General features: G+C 48.2%; 24 protein-coding genes and 1 tRNA gene. 8 read left to right on the top strand and 17 right to left on the bottom strand.

What is annotated here, in order from left to right; all coding sequences use genetic code 11:
- Positions 1-12: 12 nt before the first annotated feature.
- A complete protein-coding gene (locus JXQ28_11165; GenBank protein ID MBN2278291.1) occupies positions 13-3,297 on the bottom strand; it encodes a CHAT domain-containing protein in 3,285 nt (1,094 codons plus the stop codon).
- Positions 3,298-3,643: 346 nt separating this feature from the next.
- Between JXQ28_11165 and JXQ28_11160 the strand changes: the two genes are divergently transcribed.
- From JXQ28_11160 to JXQ28_11150, 3 genes are all read left to right on the top strand, one after another.
- Positions 3,644-3,853, top strand: coding sequence for a helix-turn-helix domain-containing protein (locus JXQ28_11160; GenBank protein ID MBN2278290.1), 210 nt, complete (start codon positions 3,644-3,646; stop codon positions 3,851-3,853).
- A gap of 229 nt (positions 3,854-4,082) precedes the next feature.
- Entirely contained in the window at positions 4,083-5,357 is a 1,275-nt protein-coding gene (locus tag JXQ28_11155) for a hypothetical protein (protein ID MBN2278289.1), read from the top strand.
- Positions 5,326-6,168: a M23 family metallopeptidase gene (locus JXQ28_11150; protein ID MBN2278288.1), complete on the top strand. Its 843-nt coding sequence runs from the start codon at positions 5,326-5,328 to the stop codon at positions 6,166-6,168. The genes JXQ28_11155 and JXQ28_11150 overlap by 32 nt, the downstream gene beginning before the upstream one ends.
- Positions 6,169-6,193: 25 nt before the next feature.
- Here JXQ28_11150 and JXQ28_11145 read toward each other — a convergent pair whose 3' ends face one another.
- From JXQ28_11145 to JXQ28_11120, 6 genes are all read right to left on the bottom strand, one after another.
- Entirely contained in the window at positions 6,194-6,580 is a 387-nt protein-coding gene (locus JXQ28_11145) for a hypothetical protein (GenBank protein ID MBN2278287.1), read from the bottom strand.
- 22 nt (positions 6,581-6,602) lie between these two features.
- Positions 6,603-7,037: a phage integrase SAM-like domain-containing protein gene (locus JXQ28_11140; protein ID MBN2278286.1), complete on the bottom strand. Its 435-nt coding sequence runs from the start codon at positions 7,035-7,037 to the stop codon at positions 6,603-6,605.
- 112 nt (positions 7,038-7,149) lie between these two features.
- Positions 7,150-7,240 (bottom strand) — tRNA-Ser (locus JXQ28_11135).
- 83 nt (positions 7,241-7,323) lie between these two features.
- Positions 7,324-8,079, bottom strand: coding sequence for an iron export ABC transporter permease subunit FetB (fetB, locus tag JXQ28_11130; protein MBN2278285.1), 756 nt, complete (start codon positions 8,077-8,079; stop codon positions 7,324-7,326).
- Positions 8,076-8,813, bottom strand: a complete 738-nt coding sequence (locus JXQ28_11125) for an ATP-binding cassette domain-containing protein (protein MBN2278284.1) — start codon at positions 8,811-8,813, stop codon at positions 8,076-8,078. Before JXQ28_11125 ends, fetB begins: the two co-directional genes overlap by 4 nt.
- Before the next feature lie 5 nt (positions 8,814-8,818).
- Complete coding sequence (locus tag JXQ28_11120) at positions 8,819-9,751, bottom strand: HD domain-containing protein (GenBank protein MBN2278283.1); 933 nt, start codon at positions 9,749-9,751, stop codon at positions 8,819-8,821.
- A gap of 106 nt (positions 9,752-9,857) precedes the next feature.
- On the opposite strand from JXQ28_11120, the gene JXQ28_11115 reads away from it, so the two are divergent.
- The 3 genes from JXQ28_11115 to JXQ28_11105 are packed head-to-tail and all read left to right on the top strand — an operon-like array spanning position 9,858 to position 13,045.
- Positions 9,858-11,177 (top strand): LptF/LptG family permease, encoded by a 1,320-nt coding sequence (locus tag JXQ28_11115; protein ID MBN2278282.1) that lies wholly within the window; start codon positions 9,858-9,860, stop codon positions 11,175-11,177.
- Between the two features lies 1 nt (position 11,178).
- Positions 11,179-12,258, top strand: coding sequence for an LptF/LptG family permease (locus JXQ28_11110; protein MBN2278281.1), 1,080 nt, complete (start codon positions 11,179-11,181; stop codon positions 12,256-12,258).
- A gap of 7 nt (positions 12,259-12,265) precedes the next feature.
- On the top strand, positions 12,266-13,045 hold the full coding sequence (locus JXQ28_11105; protein ID MBN2278280.1) for an SDR family oxidoreductase: 780 nt from the start codon (positions 12,266-12,268) through the stop codon (positions 13,043-13,045).
- Positions 13,046-13,112: 67 nt separating this feature from the next.
- On the opposite strand, the gene JXQ28_11100 is transcribed toward JXQ28_11105, so the two are convergent.
- The 10 genes from JXQ28_11100 to purL form a co-directional block, all read right to left on the bottom strand.
- Positions 13,113-14,378 (bottom strand): adenosylhomocysteinase, encoded by a 1,266-nt coding sequence (locus JXQ28_11100; GenBank protein MBN2278279.1) that lies wholly within the window; start codon positions 14,376-14,378, stop codon positions 13,113-13,115.
- Between the two features lie 2 nt (positions 14,379-14,380).
- The gene (locus tag JXQ28_11095; protein ID MBN2278278.1) at positions 14,381-15,544 is read right to left on the bottom strand and encodes a methionine adenosyltransferase; all 1,164 of its coding nucleotides are present in this window, start codon (positions 15,542-15,544) and stop codon (positions 14,381-14,383) included.
- A 29-nt stretch (positions 15,545-15,573) separates the two neighbouring features.
- Entirely contained in the window at positions 15,574-16,560 is a 987-nt protein-coding gene (locus tag JXQ28_11090; GenBank protein MBN2278277.1) for an NTP transferase domain-containing protein, read from the bottom strand.
- A 134-nt stretch (positions 16,561-16,694) separates the two neighbouring features.
- A complete protein-coding gene (locus JXQ28_11085) occupies positions 16,695-17,345 on the bottom strand; it encodes a hypothetical protein (GenBank protein MBN2278276.1) in 651 nt (216 codons plus the stop codon).
- Positions 17,345-18,178 (bottom strand): hypothetical protein, encoded by an 834-nt coding sequence (locus JXQ28_11080; GenBank protein ID MBN2278275.1) that lies wholly within the window; start codon positions 18,176-18,178, stop codon positions 17,345-17,347. The genes JXQ28_11085 and JXQ28_11080 overlap by 1 nt, the downstream gene beginning before the upstream one ends.
- Before the next feature lie 2 nt (positions 18,179-18,180).
- On the bottom strand, positions 18,181-18,891 hold the full coding sequence (locus JXQ28_11075; GenBank protein ID MBN2278274.1) for a hypothetical protein: 711 nt from the start codon (positions 18,889-18,891) through the stop codon (positions 18,181-18,183).
- Positions 18,892-18,897: 6 nt separating this feature from the next.
- Positions 18,898-19,866, bottom strand: coding sequence for a hypothetical protein (locus tag JXQ28_11070; protein ID MBN2278273.1), 969 nt, complete (start codon positions 19,864-19,866; stop codon positions 18,898-18,900).
- Positions 19,867-19,947: 81 nt separating this feature from the next.
- A complete protein-coding gene (locus JXQ28_11065; GenBank protein ID MBN2278272.1) occupies positions 19,948-20,793 on the bottom strand; it encodes a pantoate--beta-alanine ligase in 846 nt (281 codons plus the stop codon).
- Between the two features lie 17 nt (positions 20,794-20,810).
- Positions 20,811-21,527, bottom strand: a complete 717-nt coding sequence (locus JXQ28_11060) for a UDP-2,3-diacylglucosamine diphosphatase (GenBank protein MBN2278271.1) — start codon at positions 21,525-21,527, stop codon at positions 20,811-20,813.
- Positions 21,528-22,009: 482 nt separating this feature from the next.
- A complete protein-coding gene (gene purL, locus JXQ28_11055; protein ID MBN2278270.1) occupies positions 22,010-24,235 on the bottom strand; it encodes a phosphoribosylformylglycinamidine synthase subunit PurL in 2,226 nt (741 codons plus the stop codon).
- A gap of 172 nt (positions 24,236-24,407) precedes the next feature.
- Here purL and tilS point away from each other — a divergent pair, with 172 nt between their 5' ends.
- Positions 24,408-25,811 carry a tRNA lysidine(34) synthetase TilS gene (gene tilS, locus JXQ28_11050; protein MBN2278269.1) on the top strand — a complete coding sequence of 468 codons (1,404 nt, stop codon included), beginning with the start codon at positions 24,408-24,410 and terminating at the stop codon, positions 25,809-25,811.
- Positions 25,774-26,322: a hypoxanthine phosphoribosyltransferase gene (hpt, locus tag JXQ28_11045; GenBank protein MBN2278268.1), complete on the top strand. Its 549-nt coding sequence runs from the start codon at positions 25,774-25,776 to the stop codon at positions 26,320-26,322. The genes tilS and hpt overlap by 38 nt, the downstream gene beginning before the upstream one ends.
- Positions 26,323-26,417 lie beyond the last annotated feature (95 nt).

The raw sequence follows: 26,417 nt of genomic DNA, 5'->3' as shown, positions 1-26,417 counted from the left end.
ATACGCATATGTCTAATTGGGATTGCCGACCAGAGTAAAACCGGCCCAGGCAAAGGGGTGAGTATGGCCGTAATTCTTCCTGGTTTCATTCATCAACTCCAGAGAGGTTTTTCTCAGAGCCTCCTGCCTCGGCAGTCCTCCCAGCCAATATCGATAGAACCGTGACATATATTCCGATGTTTCGCGGTCGGATATTTTCCAGTGACTCATGAGAATCGATTCCGCTCCGGCTTGCTGAAAGGCCCGGCGGAGACCGACGACTCCCTCGCCGTATAAAATGTCACCCAACGCCGTTTCACAGGCCGATAGCGTTACCAGCCGGGTTCCATGCAGGTTCATTCCACAAACCTCCAGAGCGGTCAGGATACCGTCCTCATCCTTCGGGTTCGTATCATTATGACTCAGAGTATGGTTTCCTCCGGCCAGGATAAGTCCTGAATTCAGCAGAGGATTCTCGATATAAATCTTCAGATTATCACGAGCTTCCTTATCCTGGCAAACAAATCCATGAGTGGCCAGATGAAGAATCTCGGGAGATTGCCCGATCGCCATCAGGGCCGATTCCCTGGCATTTATATCCAGGTATTCTTCAATATAAAGATTGCTTAGGGAATTAATATTATCCTCAACTGCTTTGATTTCCTCGCGGCTGTATCCCAGACGCGGAAAAGGACCGGTAAGACAGGAGGCGGCGCCCCGATGATGATTCGAGTGTAAATCCGTCAGTTCGGAATTTTTAGTTTCTCCCGATGGGGTATCATCTCCGAGATTCGCATCATAATCCGGATCCGCCATCAGCATGGCATAGCCCGAAAAATCAGCAGGTGAGTTGAACCTCAACAAATCACGGCCCGAGGTGACATAACTGATATGATATTTTTCTATAAGATAGTTATTCTTTCGGTCGGTTAAAATTTCAAAAGGTATAAAATGAAGAGCCCCATCGGGTGAAATAAGCAGATGATCCCGATCACCCCAAAAGGCTTCAAGCGGTTCTATTACCAAACCGTACAATTTTCCGGTCACCTCTTTAAGATTTTTTTCGGCGGTTATCCCGGCTGGGGAAAAAACCCTGGCTTCCGACTCATAAATACGATTCCGGGTAATTTCCACCAGGCTGTCGATCAGCGAAACCTCGCCAACGTCGACCATGCTTATTTCCGCCTGATCATTAATAATAAAAGCCAGGTAATGTTCGGGAGAAAAAAGCTCGTCATCCCGACCTGATCGGCTGAAATCGAAGGGACGGTACCGAATAAAATCAATCAGGACATATCCGGGCGGAATAGCCCGTATAACCCGCTCCACGTTGATATTGCGTCCATTCATCTCATCGCTATAGACCGGGCAATACCTGCTTAATTCTGTTTCCAGCGAGTCTTTGATAAGATACAAAGAATCAAGACCCGATTTTTCATCGCGGCTGTTACGCCCCCGCAGGACCCTGGCGGCGATTTCATTGCAGGTGCGGGTATGGAACTCTCCCAGGTTTCCGATATCCGAATTAATGCCGCACGCGGCTACCCTCATTTCCGATGACATGACATCCACTACCAGTCCTTTTCCCTTCAAAAGCATCTCATATGAAGCTTCCCGGGCCGATTCCAATCCCGACAGCAAGGCCAGCGATAAAAGCGGTTCGACAATCATTCGGAATTCTTTCAAATATCTCAGTTTCTGATTTTCCGAAGCATAGGTGAATATCTGGGTGATAAAATTATATCTCTTTCGGACGGCAACAAGAAAAGACTCGACCGCCTGTTCATACCTGCCGGTGGCCGCATATATGGCGGCCAGAGATATATAGGAAATGGCGATATACGGATGATCCTCAATCAAATTTCTCTTATGCAATTCCAGGACTTCGAGCCATTGCTTCTCCGCCAGATCATATCGGCCCAGTTGCCGGTTGTCATCGGCGATATGGGCCAGATAACATGAATAATCGAATCCGGTGGTATCATACACCCGACCCGCAATTGCAAGTCCTTCGCAATAAAGTGAATCGGCCCGATCATATTCCCCCATTTCGAAACAAGCCGCGGCCATGACCATAAAGGACTGAGCCATCATATCTGTCTCATACATGCCGTTAGCCGTTCCCCTTTCAATTACCCCCTTAATAATTTCCGCCGCTTTTTTGTAATCCTTGAGAATCTGGTATTGCTTGGCCATTAATTCCTGAGTGTTCAGCGTCGAATAATTATTCTCACCCCTCACCCGCTTTTGAATTTCAAGCGCCTTTTGATACATTTCAATGGCCAGTTCATGATTTGCCTGCCGGCTGTACAAATAGGCCATCAGGTTGTACAACTGCAAAAGAGCCACAGGATATTCCTGCGAATATTTATTGAGAAAGGCAATGGCCCTGTTCAGCATCTCCATACCCCGGGCATAATATCCGTACTCGGTACAGGCGTGACCGTAGGACCATAAGGTGCTGATATAGCGCATATTGTCTTCACCATACAGTGCTTTCAATATTCGTAAACTCTCTTCGCAATAATCGACTGCCTGGCCTATTTCACCCTCGCCGAACATTAAATTGCCAAGATAGGAATAAGCCAGAGCCAGATGATAATTCGGCCTCCCGGCTATCCGCCCGATCTCAATCGCGCGGCGATAACATTCCATCGCCCGCGAAATATTCGTCCTGCAATAAATATCCCCCAGGAATAGATGGGTTTCTATCAACAGGGGCGAATCGGCCTGTCCCCGGTTTTCCATAATCGCCAGGGCCCGGTTGAGATATTCAAAAGCCTCATCTGTCATATCCATGGCATTCAAATACCCTCCCATCAGGTTGAGCGGACGAATCAATTCAGGACTTTCGGTTCCATACAATCTTTCCCTGATCTCCAATGATTTTTCAAGAAATTCCAGACCGGTTTCAAACTCGTAATTTTCCCCCTGTATATCGCCCCCATGGAAAAATGAATTCGCCGCCTCGCGACTTTCTGCACCGAAGATTTTGATAAGCCGGGGATGACACAATTGCCAGATGGAATCGCTCTCATTTGGCCACCCTCTTTCAAAGGCACAAATTGACTGCTTAAACATCGCCATGACCGCGGTGGAATCTTCCATACTCGAATCGGTTCCGGCCTTATCCACGGCCGCCCGGTACACCACATCGGCCGAGTCGAGATTTCTTGCGGCCAGAAGGGAATCGGCCTGGTGAATAAGAATTTCCACTCCGGTGGTATCCGCCTCTCCGGCAAAAACCACGCCCGAAAGGTAAATCATAATTATCATAACTGAAATTATTAGTACAGAATGACTGAATCTCGATTTCATTGAGTTGTGCTCCGAAGTATGGTTGTTATTTCAATTTAATAAAAACCGTCGATTAAATCAACTCAATATTATATGCACGTTCAAAATCCGGATTATAAATGGAAAACAGGCATTTAAATATTCAAATAATTTAGGGCGCCCGGATTTATCCGACCGGGCAATCTTAATGTATTTTTCTCATCAGGCATGCCAGCCGAACTGCGCCCCGATCAGAATTAATATCTTGGATCTTGGAAAAAACAGGCTTGGTTGGAAAATAGATGTATGCACTTTATCACGCTTTTCAAGATTTTCTTGACTGGGATCACAGGAAAAAGAGGAGCTTTAAAAGGAGATATACTGATTTATGGAAAAGCTCCTGAATCCACACGAGATAGCCGATGTCCTGGGTGTCCAGCCCTCGACCATCTACCAGTGGACCCATCAGGGCTATATTCCATATATCAAGATCGGCAAATTCATCCGCTTCAAATCAACCGACATCGAAAAATGGGTGGAAAAGAAATCGAAAGGGGGAAGGATAATAAAACGGATTGAGATTAATAGTATTTTATAAATTATAAATGGAACATGTTTTAATTCATGATCCTTGGGATTTTTTATATTCCGGTATTGAGTTTATTCTTGACAATCAACTCCAGTTTATTATTTTTATATAAGTCCATATACATTTGCGGGATATGATAAGCCATCTTGCCTGACATCCCGAATCCCCATTTTAGGATAAAGAGGGTAATTCGTTTTGACTCATCTGCATGATTCCGGCGCCTGGATAGGACGGCATTGTGATTTTTTCCGGGGGATTACGTTTAAAAGCCCTTATTGAATGGCAGGATTCTTTAACAGGTTTGATTATGAAGAAATGTTTAATAGTAATCATGGTACTTATTTTGCTTTCAGGAGCATGCAGCAAATCGGAAGTACTATCTGAATGTGAAACAGTAACCGATTCATCAATAACTTTGCCGGATATTATCAAACCACGGAGTCTTCAGAGTATAAGTTATCTTAATGGACGAATTGTCACCCTGACCTTTACCAAAGAAGCCTCCCATATGACCATTTTCGATTCCGATGGAAAGCAATTTCGCTCGGTGAGTTTAAGCGGCGGAATAGTGGATTGCAGGCTGATTGCCAATGGAAATAAAGTTGTTCTAAATGGTATAATTTCTGAAGGTAATCATATAGTACAGATCTATGATATAGATAAAGACAGCATCATAGTTTCTTTTAGTACCAGATTTTATACATACTCCTCTCCAAATGGTCTATACTATTATTCCACTTATTTTTTCGGAATCGTAGACAGACCAACTATTTATGATTCAACTGGTAATGTCATCGGGAATATCGATCATTCTATATCTGTCTGGAATATGCATGCCATCGATGACAGCACCCTGATATTTGCCGAAGGCTATATTGTCAAGATAATCAGAATCCCCGAGTTCGATGTTATTGAGCAGTATGTATTTCCCGAAGTGAAAAAGGCTTTTTTTGAAATCGGGTTATCAAGCAACCCGGACGGATCGGTCTTTGCCATATATAATACCGACAGTGTTGTAGTTTTTGACAGAACAAGTCAAACCAAGAGCGTTTTTCCAAATCTTCGGCCTGGTGTCTGGGGTATTGAAAATATCATTATCACCGACAACGGTGATTATGTTCTGACGCTTATTCACTCACCGATTGGGAACAAACCATCATATAATCTATACAAGAAGTCATTAAACGGTTATATAGAATTGGCCAGGCTTGAGCCTTTTCCCGAAGGATTCCATTTATCCTCTTTCTATTATCTGCGTGGTTCCCAAGTATATTTGCCTGACATCAAATATTATCCAAAGGATGGCGGTATTTTTGAAGAATATTCAACCATTATTGTTCAATTGCCAAATAACAGCCTCAGAACCGGATATATGGTTAAATCAGATGGTATATCGTATCCCATAAGCAATAACAACCCGGATTTCCTGAATGTCATTTTTAACAAAGGTCAAGAAGTCTCTGGCGTTCTGGAGTACAAACATGCAACTTTTAAGAGTATTAATAACTATTAATAATACTATATTCATTGCACTGCCATTTTTTTTTATAATACCATTAACGACATACTCCATAGAGTATTCATCATACGATTTTATTTGGCCAATAAGTGGATTGAATTCAGAACCGGACACATTACAATCCGCGTTTGGCCCGAGATATGAAGTTGATAATGTATCCCAATATTATGAATTCCATAATGGCGTTGATATATATACAGGAGAACCTCGTTGGATTCATGCTATTGAAGATGGTGTAATAGTATACATTAAGTATAATTATGGTTATAAAACTGTAGTGTTGACTCATGATAATGGAATAGATTCTCCTATACACTCATCATATTGCCATCTTACGGATGACGACATCTTCAATTATTTGCAAATCAATGATTACTTCATTAAAGGAGCCCCTTTTGTCAGATCTGGAGATGGCGATGGTCTGATGCTGCATCATCTTCATTTCGGAGTGAAATTGAATACTGTGAATTACGATCCAAGCGGTATGTTTAATCACCCCATGTTAATATTGCCTTATTTTAACTATTTGCCACCGTTGATTGATTCGGATAGCACTGGATTTAATACCAATTATGACTATTTCAGGGTAGATGCATTAATCTATAAAGCTGAGATGGATATAAATTCATTCAAGTTTTTTATATTAGATGAGGATAATGGGGGAATTTATTCAATAGAATACTGTTATAATGATTTGTTGGTATATGTTGAGGATAATGGTAATGCAGGTTGTGATTTGCAATGTGATATGTATGATTATTATCGGAATACATTACATATTGGCCCTGGATTCGTTTGGCACTGAATGGGTTTATACCGGCCAGAAGGGCTTAACTGAAACTGATCGGAGGAACCTTATCCGGAAAACCAATGTACCTCTCCCCTTTCAATTGTTTTTCTGCTTCATCGGCACTTAATTCGGGGCACTCATCGAGGGAAGTGGTTCCGTAATTGCAGGTGATCTTAAGCGGGTGACCGGTTAAAGAATCGATATAAACATTAAAATCCCGGCTAAATTCCTCATCAGCCGGATGACCGTCCCTTGATTTAAGATTTATATCGCGGAAGGTAATCCGCCAGACCGGGCGCTTTTTGGCATAGTCACCCAGGAATGGTGTTGTGGAATCATCCATAATAAGACATTGAATATCATCGGTCGATATTTTGCATTCATCCCGGCCGGCATAGAAACCAGTCATGGTTATGGCTTTATCCAATACTGAATCTCTTACCGATAACTCATTTGCACAAATATCCTGTTTGATATTCCTCAATATCATCATCAGATTCCACCGGATGACCATTGGGATTGACCATAGCGTTTTTACGAAAGACCTTGTACTGATCAACCACTTCAGTTGATATTTCGGACATGAATGTAATATCCTGTTTTGTTTTCAGGAATTCCCTGAGATGATCTATCACCGCTCCATAACGATTAGTGGTTGCTTCCCGATGATTGGCTCTGGAGTATTCGAGAAACTGCTCTACAAATTTATCGATGGTGATATCATGGCGGGCGAACCCGAATTCTTCACGGGCCGCTTTAACTTCGGCATCCCTGAGAGCCAGTTCGGCGATTCTCTTAGAGGAGCTAACCTTTTTACGGATTCTTCGCCCCTTGACCCGGATATTGAGATACCAGACTTTGCCTCTTTGGTGGATATTGCCCATATCAGATTGCCTGCAACAAGTGGTCACAATATGGTCACAGCGATTATCTGCTGCCGATATCTACAATTATAAGATTATGTCAAGTAAAATGTTAGAGGATTTAAGAAAATTATGGCGGAGAGGCAGGGATTCGAACCCTGGAGGGGCGTTAACCCCTACACACTTTCCAGGCGTGCTCCTTAGGCCAACTCGGACACCTCTCCGTCGCAAAACCGATTTTTCAAATCCGGCCAAAACCGGAAAAAACCAATTTAGTCAATATTAACGGAAAATCAAGCTGAAATTATTATCCGACAAATTGATCGGCGGCATTGAAAAATTTCCTGATCGACAGCTCGGCCGCAATTACCGCCGAAATCGAGACCGCCGATAGCAACATATACCCGACAATTAACTGCAAAATCACCGCCTCCAGCGGTGAGGCCCCGGCCAGAATCATACCGGTCATGGCCCCCGGAAGAGCCACAATCCCGACCGTTTTCATGAAATTTAGAATCGAGATCATCCCGGCCTTAACCGCCTCACGATAATACCGCCGCGAGGCCTCCTGCCAACTTTTACCCAGAGCCAGAGCCGTCTCAATCGCCAATCGATTGTTTTTCATATCCGACCCGATCCGGTTAAAAGTCACCGACGAGGCATTCATGGCATTAGAGATAATCATACCGGCCAGGGGAATAATATAGCGAGCCTCGATAGTAATAATCCTCAATGCCAGCATCAACCCCAGAGTGATTATGGATCCTGCCGATAGCGCCACCAGGGCGATTTTGAAACCTCCCCGGAAATGTTCCGCTCGCTGGCCCGAGGTATAGGCGCCGACCACCATCATGACTGCTACCGAAAGAATTATCAACCAGATCGATTCCGTTTTGAAAATAAAATCCAGAGCGTACCCGACCGCAATCAACTGCACGAATGCCCGGACTGACCCGAGCATGATTTCTTTTTCGACCGGGATGGTTTTTATTCTGGTCAGAATAAAAGCCACCGCCACCAGTACTGCCGCCATCAATATCTGCAGATATCCGGTTTCGATCATGACAACTCCCGGTCGATATACTTCTGGCCCATCTCCGTCCGCGGCCGGGTTAAAATCTCGCTTGTCGGTCCGGTTTCAATCAACCGCCCTCCCACCAGTAATAGAGTCTCTCCCCCCAGCCGCAAGGCCTGCTCCGGGCTGTGCGTCACCGTAATCGTGGTCAGACTCAATTCGCGCGACAGCCTGAGAATAAGTTCCTCGATCTTTTTCGATGAAGTCGGGTCGAGAGCCGAGGTTGGTTCATCCAGCAGAATCACCTCCGGTTCCAGCATCAGTGAACGGGCCAGCGCCACCCGCTGTTTTTCTCCAACCGAAAGATCGCCCGCATCCTTTTCGGCCACCTCCGGTTTCAGACTTACCCGGTTCAGATGATCCAAGAAATCAAAATCACCGCGGTCGGGACGGCAATATTTGAGATTTTCAAGGATTGTCCCGGGAAACAGATAGGGAGTTTGGAACAGCATGGCCACCTTGCGCCTCAACTCAACCGGTGGATATGATTGGATCGGTTTTTCTTTGAATCGAATTTCGCCCGAGGTGGATTCATCGAGACGATTTAGAAGACGCAATAAGGATGATTTCCCTGCTCCCGAGGGACCGACAATATTATAAATTCCGCCCCGGTTGAATCGGCAGGTAACCGCATCGACCGTTTTTAGTTTCCGTCCATTATGAACTATCTCGCGCGACACCTCGCGCATCTCCAGAATTACCGCCTCACTGCATCCGGACATATTGGCTATGGCTCTTCCGAAAAATAAAGATGTCGATTGAGCAGGTTGACGAATTCCGACCAGCCGGTGCCCCCGGTTTTTTCGCGGATACGGTCAATTGCCCCCATCTTGGAATCGATTTCGTCGGCGTAATACAAAACAAAGGCTTCCGGAATCTGGGGAACCACCGGCGAGGCGAATTCCACCTGGCCGTGATGGGACAAGATTAAATGGCGCAGTCTCATCAGCAGTTCGGGCGGAAAAGCCTCAATCCGCGAGGCTCGTTCGGCGATCAGGCTGTCGGCCTGGTTGATATGGCCAATCAGGCGTCCTTCATCGGTATAGTCGATAAACGAAGTTATCCGGTACTGGTAAATTTTGCCCATATCATGGAACAACCCGCCGAATATCAGCAGGTCCCGATCAAGAAATTTGTACCGGCCGGCCATATCCAGACAGATCTCAGTGACGTTGATCGAATGCTCGGCCAGCCCCCCGATAAATGAATGATGCCATAATTTCCCCGCCGAAGCCTTAAGATACGATGTGAAAAACGACTCATCCTCGAAAAAAGCCGAAATCAACTTCCGAACGAAGCTGTTTTCCACTCTCTCGATCAGGGATAATATCTTTCCCCGCAGTTCCTCAAGGGTAAATTTGGAATGCGGCAACAGATCCGCCAAATTGTATTCTTCCGGTTCCGCTTTCCGCAGTTTAATGACCTTCAACTGCGGCTTGCCTTTATATTCCGCCACCGCCCCTTTGACCTTGACCACCTCGCCCTCCTGCAGGACTTCAATGGCCGACTGATCCGGCTCCCACCAGATTCCCGCAATACGACCTGAGGCATCGCCGAATTCAAACGAAATATACGTGGTGCCATTATATTCGCGGATCTGTTTGCGGCGGACCGTTACAAAAACGGTCACCACATCATTCTGGACAAAATCACGAATCATAGATTTACCATCCCTCGGACATTTTTTAAGATATAAAGAATGAAACGGGCCGTAAAGTAATTTTTCTTTGTTCTTGATCTGTATAAGGCATATATTGCCGGGAATAATGAAGATACTGAACAGATACATCCTTCGGGAACATATTCCGCCGTTTATCTTTGCGGTGATTATTATCACCTTTCTTTTAATTCTGGAGACCATCCCCAAAATCATTGATATGGTGATTGATAAGGATATCTCCTTCCTGATAGTAATCGAGTTGATTTTTCTCAACCTGGCCTGGATTCTGGCTCTGGCGGTCCCTATGGCTGTCCTGGTCTCCACCCTCCTGACATTCGGACGGTTGACTTCGGATTCCGAGATAGTGGCCATTAAAGCCTCGGGTATCAACCTCCTGCGTATTTTAATCCCGCTTCTGGTGGCGGCCGGGGTGCTGACCTTCGGGATGATCCAGTTTTCCGATAAAATCCTGCCCGAATTGAATCATGAGGCGCGGATTCTGACCGGAGCCATACGCTCCATGCGTCCCACCCTGACTTTCAAACCGGGGGTGTTTATCACCGATATCAGCGGTTATATCATTCTTATCAATAAAATCAATCACAAAACTTCCGAAGTGGAAGGGGTCAGAATTACCGAAACCAGGAATCCGACCAAACCCCGGATTACCGTGGCCAAATCGGGATTGATGAAATTTATCGACAACGGCCGGACTGTTCAGTTTACTCTTTTTGACGGTCAGGTCCATATGCTTGATACCAAAAATCCGGCCAACTACCGGATGCTTGAATTCCAGGAGCATGTTATCAATGTCGAGGGGGTGGGATCGGAACTAAGGCGTTCGGAATCGAATCTGCGGACCGACCGGGAGATGGGTATTGCGGCCATGCAGGAAGTTGTTGATAATTCCCGCAAGGCGATTAAACCTTTTTACAATAAAATGGAAAATGTAATTGATAATAAACTCGATTTTCTTCTGGCCGACAGTCTGGTCTATCCTCCCGACTCCACCCGGACCGATTCGGCGGCCCTGGCCTTCCTGAAAGCCGATATGAGCAATCTCTATCAGAAACTCCAGCGCGATTACAAACAGATCCAGGAACAACAGCGGCTGATCAATAAGTACAAAATCGAAATCTACAAGAAATATTCGATCCCCGCGGCCTCCTTTGCCTTTATCCTGATCGGTGCCCCCCTGGCTATTCTCGCCCGACGCGGCGGGCTGGGAATCACGGCCACCATTTCCATTATCATTTTCACATTCTACTGGGGTTTTCTGATCGGTGGTGAGGATATCTCCGACCGCGGTTTAATCTCGCCGTTCGCGGCCATGTGGGCCGCCAATATCCTGACCGGGGCTCTGGGATTGTACCTTCTGATCAAGGTAATTACCGAAAAACCGCTCTTTTCATTTTTCAGGAAATAAGATGATAAAGATAATCGACCGTTACCTGCTCAAGTACTTCCTCATCTCGCTGATCCTGATGACCCTTGCGATCGGTGCTCTTATCGTAATCATCAACATGGTCGAGCAACTGCGGGATTTTATCGATCATAACGTTCCTTTGTCGGAAATATTCATTTATTATTTCTATTTTTCCGGCTGGATTCTGAAGTCCTTTCTACCGGTTTTTGTCCTTCTGGCGGCACTAACCTCAATCGGTATCCTGGCCCGGCGAAATGAAATCCTGGCCATGAAAGCCAGCGGCCTTTCGCTTTATCGGATCGCCATGCCTTTTTTAATTTTCACCTTCTTACTCAGCCTGGCTCATATCTACTACAACGAGGAGATATTCCCGGAGGGAAATAAACGCCGGATCGAAATCAAAGAATACAATATCAAGAAACGGAGTGACCGGACCAAAAAACTGATCGGCCCGATTCAGATGCAGGTCAATAAAAGCCTGTTTTTCACCATTAAATCCTACCATATCGACCGAAAAATCGGTAACGATGTTAAAATTTACCAGGCCGATAAAAGCCGGCTGGCCGAATTGATCTCCGCTAAAGAGATTCGCTTCACGGAAAAGAACTGGATGCTTTATGATGGTATGAAACGCGTCTTTACCGATTCCGGCGGTTCCTTTACTACATTCGATTCCCTCAACGCCGCCTTTATAACTTATAAGCCGGCCGATTTCGAGGTGCCGACCGGCAACCCGGAGGATCTGGGTTACCTCGAACTTCAGCAACGAATCAATCTTAAAAAACAGGGCGGCGAGCCTTTCACTCATGAACTGGTGGACCTGAAACTGAAATTGTCTTATCCCTTCTCATCCTTCATCGTCATCCTGATCTGCGTCCCCATCGCCTCCAACCCGAAACGAGGCGGAGTAGCGGTATCATTCGCCGTCGGTGCCGGTATTGCCCTGGTCTATTTCGTGGCCTTTAAAATTACCCAGTCCTTCGGTTATAATGAAAAACTCCATCCCGACCTGGCCGCCTGGCTGATAAATGGCATTTTCCTGTTGATCGGCATGGTCATCATGGCCCGCTCAAGAAAGTAATCCTGGTATGCACGATCCCGGCACCGCTCTCATCACCGGCGCCTCAAGCGGTATCGGCGCCACCTTCGCCCGCAGGTTGGCCGGGCGCGGCCATGATCTTATACTGGTCGCCCGACGCCGGGACAAACTGGAGAGTCTCGCCCGTCAACTGGAAGATCAATATCATATCACGGTGGAAATCCTGATCGCCGACTTTACTCGCCGCGAGGATATCGAAAACGTCGCCGACCATATCAAAAATTGCCGTTCCCTCCGAGTGCTTATCAATAATGCCGGTTTTGGTATCTCCGGCCATTTTCTCGAAAACGATGTCGGCAAACATCTGGATATGCTCTCGGTCCATGTAACCGCAATAGTTATATTGACGCATGCCGCCCTGCCCGGTTTGATGGCTCGCGGCGGCGGTGATATTATTAATGTTTCATCCGTCTCGGCTTTCCTGACCGGTCCCGGATGTGTTTCCTACTGCGCCACCAAGGCCTACGTCAACAGTTTCACCAAATCCCTTCATACGGAGTACAAAGATAAAAATATTCGCCTTCAGGCCCTCTGCCCCGGGTTCACTTATACCGAATTTCATGACCGCCCCGAAATAAAAAATTTCAACCGGACCGATATCCCCGGTTGGCTCTGGTTAACATCGGAAAAAGTCGTTGACCTGTCATTGAAGGCGCTGGCCAGGGGTAAAGTTATCTATATCACCGGATGGCGTTACAGAATTATCACCGAACTGCTCTGCAACCGCATCATCGGCCCGATCTTGATAAAACTTTTCAAACGGATATAAAATAAAAAACGGCCGGGTTCATCACCCGGCCGCATTATTCATTATTCTGCCTGTCCTTCTTTCGGAATTACGTCCCCATTTCCCATGAGGCCAGATACTTTTTCTGTTCCGGCGTAAGCCGGTCGATCCTGATTCCCATCGATCTCAGTTTCAGTTCTGCGATTTTGTTGTCGATCTTTTCCGGGACCACATATACTGCCTGTTTCATCGACCCCGCCCGGCCGACCAGGTATTCCACACCCAGAGCCTGGTTGGCGAATGACATATCCATCACCATCGCCGGGTGACCCTCAGCCGCGGCCAAATTTATTAACCGTCCCTCTCCAAGGATAAAAATCCTCCGGCCGTTTTTAAGTGTGTACTCCTCAACGAAATCCCGAACCAAACGCTTCTTCTTTTTGTTCTTATCCAGCGAGGTCAGGTCCAGCTCGACATTGAAATGCCCCGAGTTGCAGACAATTGCTCCGTCTTTCATTTTATTGAAATGCTCCATCCGGATAACATTGATATCCCCGGTGAGCGTCACAAAAATATCGCCTTTGCGGGCCGCCTCGGCCATCGGCATCACCATAAATCCATCCATCGCCGCCTCGATAGCCTTGGTCGAATCAACCTCGGTAACAATGACATTGGCTCCCATTCCCTTGGCTCGGGTCGCCAGTCCCCGGCCGCACCAGCCGTACCCGGCCACCACCACCGTCGAACCGGCGATCAGGGCATTGGTGGCCCGGAGAATTCCATCGATCGTGGATTGGCCGGTACCATAGCGATTATCGAAGAAATGTTTGGTCTTGGAATCGTTGACGGCAATGATCGGATACATCAGGGCACTATCCTGAGCCATCGCCTTCAACCTGATTACCCCCGTGGTCGTTTCCTCGGTCCCGCCGATAATTCCGTTCAGAAGTTCCCGGCGCGAGGAATGAAGAGTCGAGACCAGATCCGCCCCATCGTCCATGGTTACATGCGGTTTAATATCGAGAGTCTGGTTGATATGCCGGTAATAGGTCTTTTTATCCTCGCCGAACCGGGCGAATATGGAAATTCCGTGATCTTTGACCAGCGAAGCCGCCACCTCATCCTGGGTCGAGAGCGGATTCGAGGCACAAAGAGCCGCCGTGGCACCGCCGGCTTTGAGAGTAATCATCAGGTTGGCGGTCTCCGTCGTAACATGCAGGCAACAGGCCAGGTTTATTCCTTTCAGCGGTTTTTCTTTTTTGAACCGCTCACGGATCAACCTCAAAACCGGCATATTCCGCTCGGCCCATTCGATTCGTAATTTACCTTTACCCGCCAGTTTCGGATCGGATATATCGTATTTGAGTTTTGACATCATCATACATCCTTCTGCAGGTCCTTGACTTTATCCAATTTTTCCCAGGTGAATTCGGGATAATCCCAGCCGAAATGCCCGTAGGCCGAGGCCCTGGTATAGATCGGGCGAAGCAGATCAAGCGACTCGATTATGCCCCGCGGAGTCAATTCGAAATTTTTCTTTATCAATTCCACAATCCGGTCTTCATCGATTTTGTTCGACCGATCCGTGAAAACCATCATCGATACGGGTTCCGCCACTCCGATGGCGTAGGCAAGCTGGATAGTGCATTTGTCCGCCAGACCGGATCCGACCACGTTCTTGGCGATATAGCGAGCCATATATGAGGCCGAGCGATCTACCTTGGTCGGGTCTTTCCCTGAAAAAGCCCCGCCGCCGTGCGAGGCCATACCGCCGTATGTATCGACAATGATTTTCCGCCCGGTCATACCCGTATCCGATTGCGGTCCGCCGATCACGAATTTCCCGGTCGGATTGATATAGTACTTGGTATTTTTATCCAGCATATTTCCCGGAATAATGGGTTTGATCACGGTGTCGATAATTTCATCCCGGGCCGTTTTGGTTATTTGCATATGTGTACTGTCAAGAATGTGCTCGCTATGCTGCGTGGAAATTACCAGCGCATCCACTCTGGCCGGTTTGCCGTCGCGGTATTCGACGGTTACCTGCGATTTGCCGTCCGGGCCGAGATACGGCAGGATATTCCGTTTCCTCACCTCGGCCAGCCGCTTGGTCAGTTTGTGAGCCAGCATAATCGGCATCGGCATCAATTCCTCCGTCTCGCGGCAGGCATACCCGGACATTAATCCCTGATCCCCGGCGCCGCCCCGATTGACACCCTGGGCAATATCCGGAGACTGGGACCCGATAGCATTCAATATGGCGCAGGAATTATATGAAAATCCGAATTGCGGATCGGTATAGCCGATTTCCTTAATCAGATCGCGTATCGTTCGCTGTATATCGACATACGCCCTGGTGGTGATTTCGCCACCGACAATGACCAGGCCAATCGTTACGAAACTCTCGCAGGCTACCCGGCCGTTTTTATCCTGTTCCAGAACCCCGTCCAGAATGGCATCCGAAATCTGGTCGCATATTTTATCCGGATGTCCTTCCGTGACTGATTCGGACGTAAATAAAAAATTACCCCCAGACATGCTGTCCTCCTTATGGCTTTATCTGAGAATTAAAAATAACCTGTTTCCGAAGAATTGCCGATATTCAGGCGCTGAAAGGTGCCGCGGATCACGGCAAGACTGCCGACTACCGACTCCTCAAGAAGACTGTCTTCGATTGTGGCCCGGCTGGAAATAATGGATTCGCGGATAATCGAGCGGCTTACCCGGGCATATTCGGAAATCGAAACGTTCGGCCCGATAATCGAATCCTCGATCTCGGCCAACGGGGATATATACACCGGCGGAACAATCACCGAACCGGGATAATCGGCCACCTCACTCGATTCCGACAACAATGCCCGGTTAGTATTCAGAAGCGTTTCTCTTTTACCGCAATCGTACCAGTTATCCACCTCAAAAGGCTTAAATTCGATTCCATCCTTAATCATAAATTCCATGGCATCGGTCAACTGAATCTCACCGCCCGTTTTCTTGCCCAGCTTGATCAACTTTTCCAGCCGCGTCCTAAGGGGCGCCGAATCCTCGAAATAATACAGCCCTATCAAAGCCAGATCCGAACGGGGATTTTTCGGTTTTTCCTCAAGAGCGATAACTTTCTCGTTCTCCACCAGGGCCACTCCGAATCGGCGCGGATCCTCGACCTTCTTAAGCCCCACAATATTACCCTTCTTCGATATAAAGCGTTTATAATCGGTCCGGGCGATGGTGTCGCCGAGAATTATCAGGCACGGGCTGTCCGATGTTTCTCGAAGCGCCAGGTGGATGGCAAAACCGAGCCCGAGCAAATCGGTTTGCTCGACAAAAGTGGCGTTGAATTGATAGTTGGTTTTAATGAAATCAACAATCTGCCCCCCTAAATAGCCGACCACGAAGACAACCTCGGCGGGATTCAATCCCGCCAGCGGATCGATTATATGAGATAATATCGGCTTTCCTGCCACCGGGATTAATGGCTTGGGAGCGGTGAAAGTATGCGGTCTCATCCGGGTGCCGACCCCGGCCACCGGAATAATAATCTTAAGAGCTTGCTTCATATCAGTTTAATATTCAAGATAAAGAATCAGTCAAACACCAACTTCGAAAATACATATCGGATTTATTATATATCAAGCTGATACGGAATGCCAGATAAATCTCAAAAAAGAATTCCGGCCCGATTAATCTTGAATTAAAACAGATGAATGAGACTGCCGCCCCATTCGTAATAAAGAAATTCCGCCCGCCCGATAAGCAGAGATATCCGGCCCATTACCGTATACCCGAAATGGGCCCCGAAAGCGATCATGATAAACCAGATTCCGACCTTGGCGGTCACACCCATCAGACCGGTATGTTCCTTGGAAAAATAGAAATAAATCAGGGTCGAAATAACCCCGACAATAACAATCAGGACCAGCAGTATCCGGTCAAAACCGGCGCCGAAATCCAGCGAGTCCATCATCGGGTAAATTTGTTTGAAGATCATACCATGCAGGGACTGGATCAGATAGATCCCGGCCGTATTACCGATCACAAAGGCCAGCGACACCCGGCTTACCCACGACCATTTCGGGATCAGACGGGCGAACATCAGGATCCCCAGTATTCCCGGAAATACCAGAACCCAATCGCCTTCATCGAACATCGGGTTGACCAGCTGCTGGATAATCACCGTCTGCCAGATCAAACCAACATAATACCCCGCCGACAACCCGGCAAAAACATGCTCCGCGAATTTATAGACGGCGTTATCCTTGTATAAAAAAGAGAAAATCGCCAGAATAAAAAAGGCCCGGACCCAGATTCCGAAAATATCCATAAATGCCAGATTCTCGACCATCAGGCTGATCCCTTATCCTTTCGACGGGTAATGAAAAAACTGATATTCCCCACAATCACGAAAAATATAATCAGCAGGTGAACCAGCGACTGCGAATCCATCCCCCGGGTGGCGCTTCCGGCAATTTTCACCATCTTTTCATACTCGGCCGCACCTTTCATCCCGCCGAGTAATCCGGTCAATTGCCGCGCCTCCACAAAAGCATACATTTTCGGGGCCACCACGGCCGTGACACCGCCGCCGACCGGAACTCCGTACTGGGCATTGACAATCGAAATCCAGTAATCGATTGTGGCATTATCAGCCACCACGAAAATAAATTTGATGTCCCGGTAATTTTTAACATGATCCATCAACGGCAGGTCTTTCAGAGACGTCCCGGTGAAATCGGATTTGAAGATCGATTCAATCGAGCTGGCCAGACCATGCATCACCGCCACATAATTCGCCCGGTAACCCAGGTTGACATAATCGACCCCGTATACCTTGCCATACTCTTTGGCTATCGCACGGGTCACGGACTCGGCAATGGTCGGCCCCCCCAAAGGAATATTGGAAAGCGTAACCACTTTCATATTTTTGGAGAACATATGTCTGAGCGCCGCCTCCGACATCGGCCGGGTTTCCGCCATGGCCGAGGGATAATAATCGAAGGTCAGCATCACCACACTGCTGTCGGGCAGGCTGTCGATGGCATTGAACAACTGCCTGGTTTCCGGCGTTAACTCCACCGGGAATTTCATGACCACGATCATGGGGAAAAACACCGCCGCCGCCACCATCAGGTATATCCAGCGGCGGTCTATATTGGCCACCCGGTCCCAGAATTTCATCCTTAACCCTTCCCCATATAAGTCCGTTCGATTCCCAGGAGTATCCTGAGCGACATCGAAGCTATCCCCAGGGCCGCCCCGATAATAATTCCCCGCTGGACCGACAGGTTGAACCCATTCATGACATACATATTGATATAATCCGGCAGGCTGTCGCTGAATAATCTCAAAAACGCCTCTCCCATTGGAATCCGCCAGAGCATCACCAGGCAGGCCGTCAATAATAACAATAGTGCTTCAGCACTGCGGGCCCGGAAAGCCCGGTAGGCCGCCGAAGCAATATAAAAGGCCAGCGTCGCAAACATCGTCTCCATCATGGGAGAATCGACATAGATAAACAGGGTATCATAAATCGATCCGGGACCCGTTCCGAACAATGATCCCCAGCTTGCCGGGAAAATGGCGTAAAATAACTTTCCAAAAGCAGAATTGACCGAAGTCGGCAATATCGAGGGAAGAGCCATCGCCAGCACTGAAACCACCGTCATCAGCTTGAAAAACCACCCCTCGCTTTTCCGGGCGACGGCCCGGGCATTGACCCGGACAATCGAAAAAACGCCCAGAACCAGCGTAAATCCGCCGACAATCGTCACCCATTGAAGGATATCATCCTGAAGGCGGCCCAGGAAAGTCCGTTCGGGATTGAAGAAAAAGCTGATAACCATCACAATCCCGGAAATGAAAGCAACCATAACCGGTAATGTCGACCTCATGGCCACCTACGAAACATCAAAAATATCACTGTAAAATTCTCCATAACCCAGACGAGTCATGATGATCCCGAGTATTATGGCCAGAATAATCAGAACTTTGACAAAATCCTGCCCCTTGAGTCCGCCCAGTAAAAGCGGTTCGCGGCTGAGATAACTCGAGGCGGCATATAATTCCTCACCCATCAGGGTATAATCACAGGCCGCAATAAAAAACGGCAACTGCTCGGGGCGGGCCGTTCCGGCGATTTGTATCGCTCCGGCCGCGTTACCGGTTTCCGCCAGAAGCAGCGATTCGGCGAAAAACGCCCCCATATATATATTGGCCGCCGGTTTTTCCCGTACCATCCAGCCATTCACCGTCGCCGTAAACGCAAACTGCTCTCCGGCCACATAACGGACCGTATCCCGGTCATAAGAATCATGCCGCCCGACTTCGAGATATGACTGCTCCACCACTTCCTGCCCGGCCGCCAGCACCATCGGGTACCGGACCGGGACCGAAAGAGGCGTATCATACTGGGCCGTTATTTTAGCCACTCGTCCGAGAATCGAGAGGCCGGCAATTGTCTCGATTTCATCGACATCCGAAATCCCGGGGATAAACAAAACCGGTTTGCCCATTTCCGTGGCGCGCCCGACCGCCTCCTCCACCGCCGCAATTCCCGGAATCTTGCGGACAAAAAGCTCCTTGCCTTTCCGCGCCCAGCGCGTGTATAATAGAACCGCGCTGGAAAAAATCAGCATGAATACCAGGATGGCGACTCGATCGGTCCGAAACATTCCGCCAACCGGTGCCGCCGTGGAGTCCGCCGCCGAGGTGATAACTTCGCCTGTCATCGCCGCAATCGAATCAGACAAACTCGAATCGGCAGTCGCCGAATCTGTCTGTCCTAAAGCGGAAACTGCCCAGAACAGGATTATTATTAGTGAGGGAATTATGGTTTTGAAGATATTGCGGCTCAATATGTTTTTCACGCGTTAAAGATAACCGTTTCGGTCTTTTTGTCAACCTCTTTCGAATATAGATGCATTCACTCAAATATTGCTCGGAATATTTTACATTTTCATATTATCGATCAGCCTTACCCCGTGCACCCTCACCGCCAGGCTGGCAATACAGCCCGGTCTTACCGGGTTTACGGAGTCGAGCGTTTCGTAATCGGTGAAAGCGATATAGTCTATTTCCGCCGTCGGGCAGATTTTCTTTATAATACTTTCCATGCTCCGTCTCAGAACGGCCGCCCGGCAGGAACCGGATTGCCTCACCGTCTGGCGGGCCTTTTGCAATGAGGCATACAAACACACCGCATCCGGCCTCTGCTTCGGGGTGAAGTATTTATTCCGTGATGACATCGCCAGCCCGTCGCTTTCCCGAACCGTCGGCGCCACCACGATCTTGACAGGATAATCCAGATCGGCGGCCATACGTTTCAAAACCGCCGCCTGCTGATAATCTTTCTGACCGAATACGGCCACATCCGGGCGGGTGATGTTAAATAACTTGCTCACGATGGTCGTCACTCCCCGGAAATGTCCCGGCCGCGAGGCGCCTTCGAGGGTGCCCGTTATTTTTTCGACATTGACATAGGTTTGAAAATCATCGGGATACATATCGGCGGCTTTCGGAATAAAGACAATATCGCCTCCCGCCTCTTTTATTTTGGCAATATCGCCTTTTTCATCGCGCGGATATTTATCGAGATCTTCCCCTGGCGCGAACTGGGCCGGATTGACAAAGATGCTCGTGATCACGGTATCCGATATCTTCCGCGCCCTTTTGATAAGCGACAGATGCCCCTCATGGAGAAATCCCATGGTCGGCACCAGCCCGATTCTTTTCCCCTCCGCCGCCAGCCGGCGCGATATCTTTTGCATTTTTCCTATTGATCGTACTATTTGCATATTCCGGCATCCACTTATCAAATATACTCCAGGCTGATAACCCCGTTCTCCATCCGGCCATAAGAAAAATTCTCGATAAAATCCCCGGTATTCAGATACACCCCGCCCTCGATTTCCTTGCGAATGGGATAGTGCAAATGCCCGACAATAACGGCGTCGTACCCGGCCTTGATCTGCCAGGCGGCGTAATTCTCGTAATCTTTGAGAAATTGAAGGGTTCTGCCCGAGGTGTACGTGCGCGATTTTCCCGCCACATACCGGGCCAGCGGAATTCCCCAGTCCACCGGCAATTTCTGATACAGCCAGATATTGACCGGATTACGGAGGATTTTTTTCAGCACCCGGTAGCCCTTATCCGAGGGCGAGATCCCGTCCCCGTGAATCAGCAATATTCTTTTCCCCTGTTCGGTGGTCTCGACTTGGTCGCGGTGAATCTCGATCCCCACCTCGCGGCTTAAAAAATCCCCCAGCCAGAAATCATGATTACCGCTGATATAATGCACCTCCATCCCCGATTCAACCAGTCCCGCCAGATGGAAAACCACCTGGAGATGTTCCTTGGGGATGGCATTTTTATATTCGAACCAGAAATCGAATAAATCTCCGAGGATATACAGTTTCTCGCCGTCGGCCCGAACCAGGTCCAGAAAGGCATAGATTTTCTCGATCTTGATGCGTTCTTTTTCCTTATCGGCCTCGCCCAGATGGGCATCGGAGAAAAAATAAATCGCCATAGGAGGAGATTATAACAAATCCCGCTCCAAAAGCAAACAGAGTTTTACCACAACGATTACTCGGATTCAATGATAATACGGCCATGATTGACCGTAATTAAGTAGCTGAGTAGGTCAGGAGTCCTGCGCTCCTGACTATTTATTTCTTATAAATTCCCTCTTATCCAATTCCCCACAGAAAGCCATCAAATGTTGAATTCAAGTCTTTGTAGGTCGAATCCCCTGCGGTTTCGACAACTTATTTATTACGATATTTATTGATTAACAATACTGCTATTAAAAATATATTTATATGCCTAATATCAGTTGATTTTTCCGTGAAAGCGATATCGTATTTACAATTTCGGCAAAAAATCAATATGTCGAAACCTCCTTCGCTTCGCTCCGGACCTTCGGCAGGGGTTTAGGCCTACAATACTACTAATACTATTCCAATTGTTTTATACCGGCGGCAGAGGCCTTCATCCGCCCCTCTATGAAAACTACGCTTTCGCCAGAATTCGCGGCAGGCTGTTGTAGTACGCCTCCTCGAGATCGCTTAACGGCAGATCGATCAACCGGCTGATCTTCAGCCTGTCTCCCCCCACCGTTCCGATGGCCGCGATCGGCACATGATTCTCGACACACAGGTCAAACAACCGCTCGGCCTCGGCGCTGTCCACCGATACCACAATCCGCGACTGCGTCTCCCCGAACAGAAGGCAGTCGGTCCGGATGGGATCATCGAGATGCACCTCGGCCCCGAGCATTTTCCCCCGCTCGGAAATACAGCACTCGGCCAGCGCCACCGCCAGCCCGCCGTCGGAGCAGTCATGGGCCGATTTGATCATCCCCTGTTTGATCGCTTCCAGAACCGTATCCTGGATATTTTTCTCCAGATGCAAATCAAGGTCGGGGACCGGGCCGGTATTTTTGCCGGAGATCGTATGCAGATATTCCGATGCCCCCAGTTCTTCCTGGTTTTCACCGATCAGGTAAATCAAATCGCCATTATTCTTGAACCACTGCGTCGTGATCCGCTCGATATCCTCGATCACCCCCAGCATCCCGATGGTCGGGGTCGGGAAAACCGCCCGGTCGGGGTCTTCGTTATAAAAACTGACATTACCGCCGGTGACGGGGGTATCGAACACCCGGCAGGCTTCGCTCATCCCGGCCACGGCCTCGACAAAACCATAGTAAATTTCCGGCTTGTAGGGATTGCCGAAATTGAGGCAATTGGTCACCGCCACCGGTTTTCCGCCGGAACAGACAATATTCCGGGCCGCCTCGGCCACAGCCTGGCGGGCTCCTTCACGGGGATTGAGATAGCAGTATCGCCCGTTACAGTCGGTCACCAAGGCCAGCGCCTTGTTGGTTTTACGAACCCTCAAAACCGCCGCGTCGGAACCCGGTCCGACCGCCGTATTGGTCCGCACCATCGAATCATACTGATCGAAAACCCATCCTTTATAACAGATATTGGGTGCCCCCAGCATAATCAGAAGGGTCTTATTCCAATCCCGGTCAAGCGGGTAATCGTCAAGATTAATCCGGTTTAATTTTTCGATATGGGCCGGTTTTTTTGTTTCCCGATGGTACACCGGGGTATCCCCGCCCAAGGCCAGCGCCCGCGCTGGAATCTCCGCAATCGTTTCGCCGTTCTGCCGGACTCTGAAAATTCCGCTGTTGTTGGAATAACCGATAATCGTCGAATTCAACTCCCATTTCCGGAAGACTTCCTCGACTTCTTTTTCCTTACCCGGCTTAACACACACCAGCATCCGCTCCTGAGATTCCGAAAGCAGGATTTCATAGGGAATCATATTCTCTTCCCGCACCGGGACTTTCTCGATATCGATGGTCACTCCCGCATTTCCCCGAAATGACATTTCCGAGCAGGAGCAGGTGATCCCGGCCGCACCCATATCCTGGATGCCTATAATCAGGTCCCTGTCGATAATCTCAAGAGTCGCTTCCAGTAGCAGTTTCTCGGTAAACGGATCGCCGATCTGAACCGAGGGCCGTTTGGCTTCCGATTTCTCGCTTAATTCCTCCGAGGCAAAGGTTGCCCCGTGGATTCCATCCCGGCCGGTCTTGGAGCCGACAATCATAACGGCGTTGCCCTCGCCCCGGATCGTCCCAGAGACAATTCGATCCGATTTGACCATCCCTACCGCCATGGCGTTTATCAGTGGATTACCGGTATAGGCCTCGTCGAAATAAGTCTCCCCGGCCACCGTCGGTACCCCGAATGAATTACCATAATCACCGATTCCCCGGACTACTCCATCAAGCAGATAGCGCACCCGCGGATTATCCGGATTTCCGAACCTGAGCGAGTCCAGTGAGGCGATCGGCCGGGCACCCATGGTGAATATATCGCGGAGAATTCCGCCTACCCCCGTCGCGGCTCCCTGGTATGGTTCGACCGCCGAGGGATGATTGTGCGACTCGATCTTGAAAACCACCGCCAGCCCGTCGCCGATATCGACGGCACCGGCGTTTTCATCACCCGCCTTGGCCAGAAGGGCCTCACCCTCGCGCGGTAATGTCTTGAGCAGGGCAATGGAATTCTTGTAGGAACAGTGCTCCGACCACATTACCGAGAATATTCCCAGTTCCGTAAAATTCGGCTCCCGGCCGAGTATTTTTATAATCTTTTGATATTCCTCGTCGGATAATCCGTGATCCTTCACCAACTGCGGCGTGATTTGCGGCTGTTCCATCGATTCCTCCAAATAATTAAGATACGAATATACCCGGATCAATCATGCCCGTCAATTAAATATTGGCTGTCATATAATGGTTACATGGCGTGCCGGCAATGAATCTAACGGACATAAAAGTATTTTTGCTTTTTGGCTTTTTGGATTGTATCAATATCCTTATATTCCCGGTATGACTGGAATTTTGCAGATTGTCGAATATAATATTCTGGAGAAAAAATTGATCTCCAGAGGCGATCAAGTCCTGGTAGCTCTCTCCGGCGGACCCGATTCCACCGCCTTACTAATGATACTCTGTCGGTTATCTCAAAAACTGAGTTTTTCCCTCGGGGCCTGCTATATAAACCACAAAATCCGACCGCGGGCGGTCAAAAAAGAAATCGAATTCTGCGAAAAATTATGCGGCGATCTGAAAATAGATTTTATCCTGATTGAGGATGATATTCCGGCTCTGGCTAAGGAGATGAAAATCTCGGTTGAGGAAGCCGGCCATCTTTTCCGCAAAGCGATTCTCCGCGAAATCGCCATCGAGGAGGGTTATGATAAAATCGCCCAGGGACTTCACCTTGACGATACCGTCGAAACCATTCTTTTCCGGATATTCCGGGGAACCGGCCCACAGGGTTTGAACCCTATCAAACCGCGTTCCGATATTTTTATTCGGCCGCTTTTTAACCTGCCCAAATCGGATTTACTCGGTTTCCTCCGGAAAATCAAACAACCATATTTACTTGACCGCTCCAATCTCAAGTCAGATTACAGCCGCAATTATATCCGAAACAAGATATTACCGGCTGTTGAAAAGCACTTCGGCAACAAAATCCGACAGTCGGTCTTTAATCTGGGGCAAATCATCGGTGAGGAAAATACCGTCCTGGAAGATGTTACGACAAAAGAACTGAGGCAGATCGCCGGATTTACCCCCGGGGGTAAAATAATTGTTGATTTAGAAAGATTGTCCGCGTATGATAGCTGGCTGAAACGGCGGCTGATTAAGAAGTTGCTGGATAAAATCGGCGGCCGTCCGGGTTTCGGCAGTTTTGCCGATGTGGAGAGAATTATCAGGCTGGCTGAAGGCAAATATAAAGCATTCGATCTGGCGGGTCGAATCAAGATCGTCAGGTATAATGACAGGCTCTACCTGTTGCGGGGGAAAACGACCATCAAACGGCGCGAACTGAAATTACCGGGAACCACCCCGATTGAGGGACTGATGGCCGATCTGAGATGTGGCTTTATTTCTTCGCCCCGAAAAGCCATCATGAAAACTCAGAAGGCCGGTATGAAAATTAATATCGACTTTGATAAGATTTCTCCGCCATTATCCTTCCGATCAATCAAAACGGGCGACAGTTTTACCCCGCTGGGTATGAAAGGTACCCGTAAGGTCGGCAATTTCCTTACCGATAAGAAGATCCCGCCGGTAATCAGGGATGAAATCCCGGTGGTCGCAGACCGGAAAGGTATTATCTGGCTGGTCGGTCACCAACTGGCCGACCGGGTTAAAATCGACAAAAAAACCGGAAAGGTTCTGGAACTTGAATTCATCGGAAAAAAAGATCAGGGATTTGCATAAATTCGAACTGCTTTTCCCGCAGGATGTCATCGCCCGGAGAATCCGTCAAATGGGCCTGCAAATTTCAAAAGACTATGAGGGCAAAGAACCCATTATGATCGGCATTCTTAAAGGATGCGTTATTTTTATGGCGGACCTGGTCAGAGATATCACTATTCCTGTGGAAATGGAATTTATCTCGGCCAGCAGTTACACCAATGGCCGCATTCAGGATAATTGCATCTCCATGTTCGGAGGGCCCGACATCCCTTTATCAAAACGGCATATCCTTATTGTCGAGGGAGTGGTTGATTCCGGTCACACCGTCAAGGCCATTATCGATCATCTCCGGCTTCAGGAACCGGCGTCAATTGAAATTGTTGCGCTATTGGATAAACCGAAATGCCGACAGGTCGATGTGAACGTTAAATATGCCGGTTTTGATGCCGGTGATGATTTTGTTATTGGTTTCGGGCTCGATGAATCGCAAAAATATCGAAACCTTCCCTTTGTCGGCAAGGTAATAAATTAGTAACCTCGGCCGGAAATATGTCGGTTTTTACCGGTAATATTGTATATTGTATTAGGAGATTGAATTTTGATGAGTTTCAAAGAAGACGATAACGA

The organism is Candidatus Zixiibacteriota bacterium, assembly GCA_016933955.1.
Classification (GTDB): domain Bacteria; phylum Zixibacteria; class MSB-5A5; order GN15; family PGXB01; genus JAFGTT01.
The sequence above is the reverse complement of the archived record's forward strand: the minus strand, read 5'-3'. Positions and strand labels throughout refer to the sequence as shown.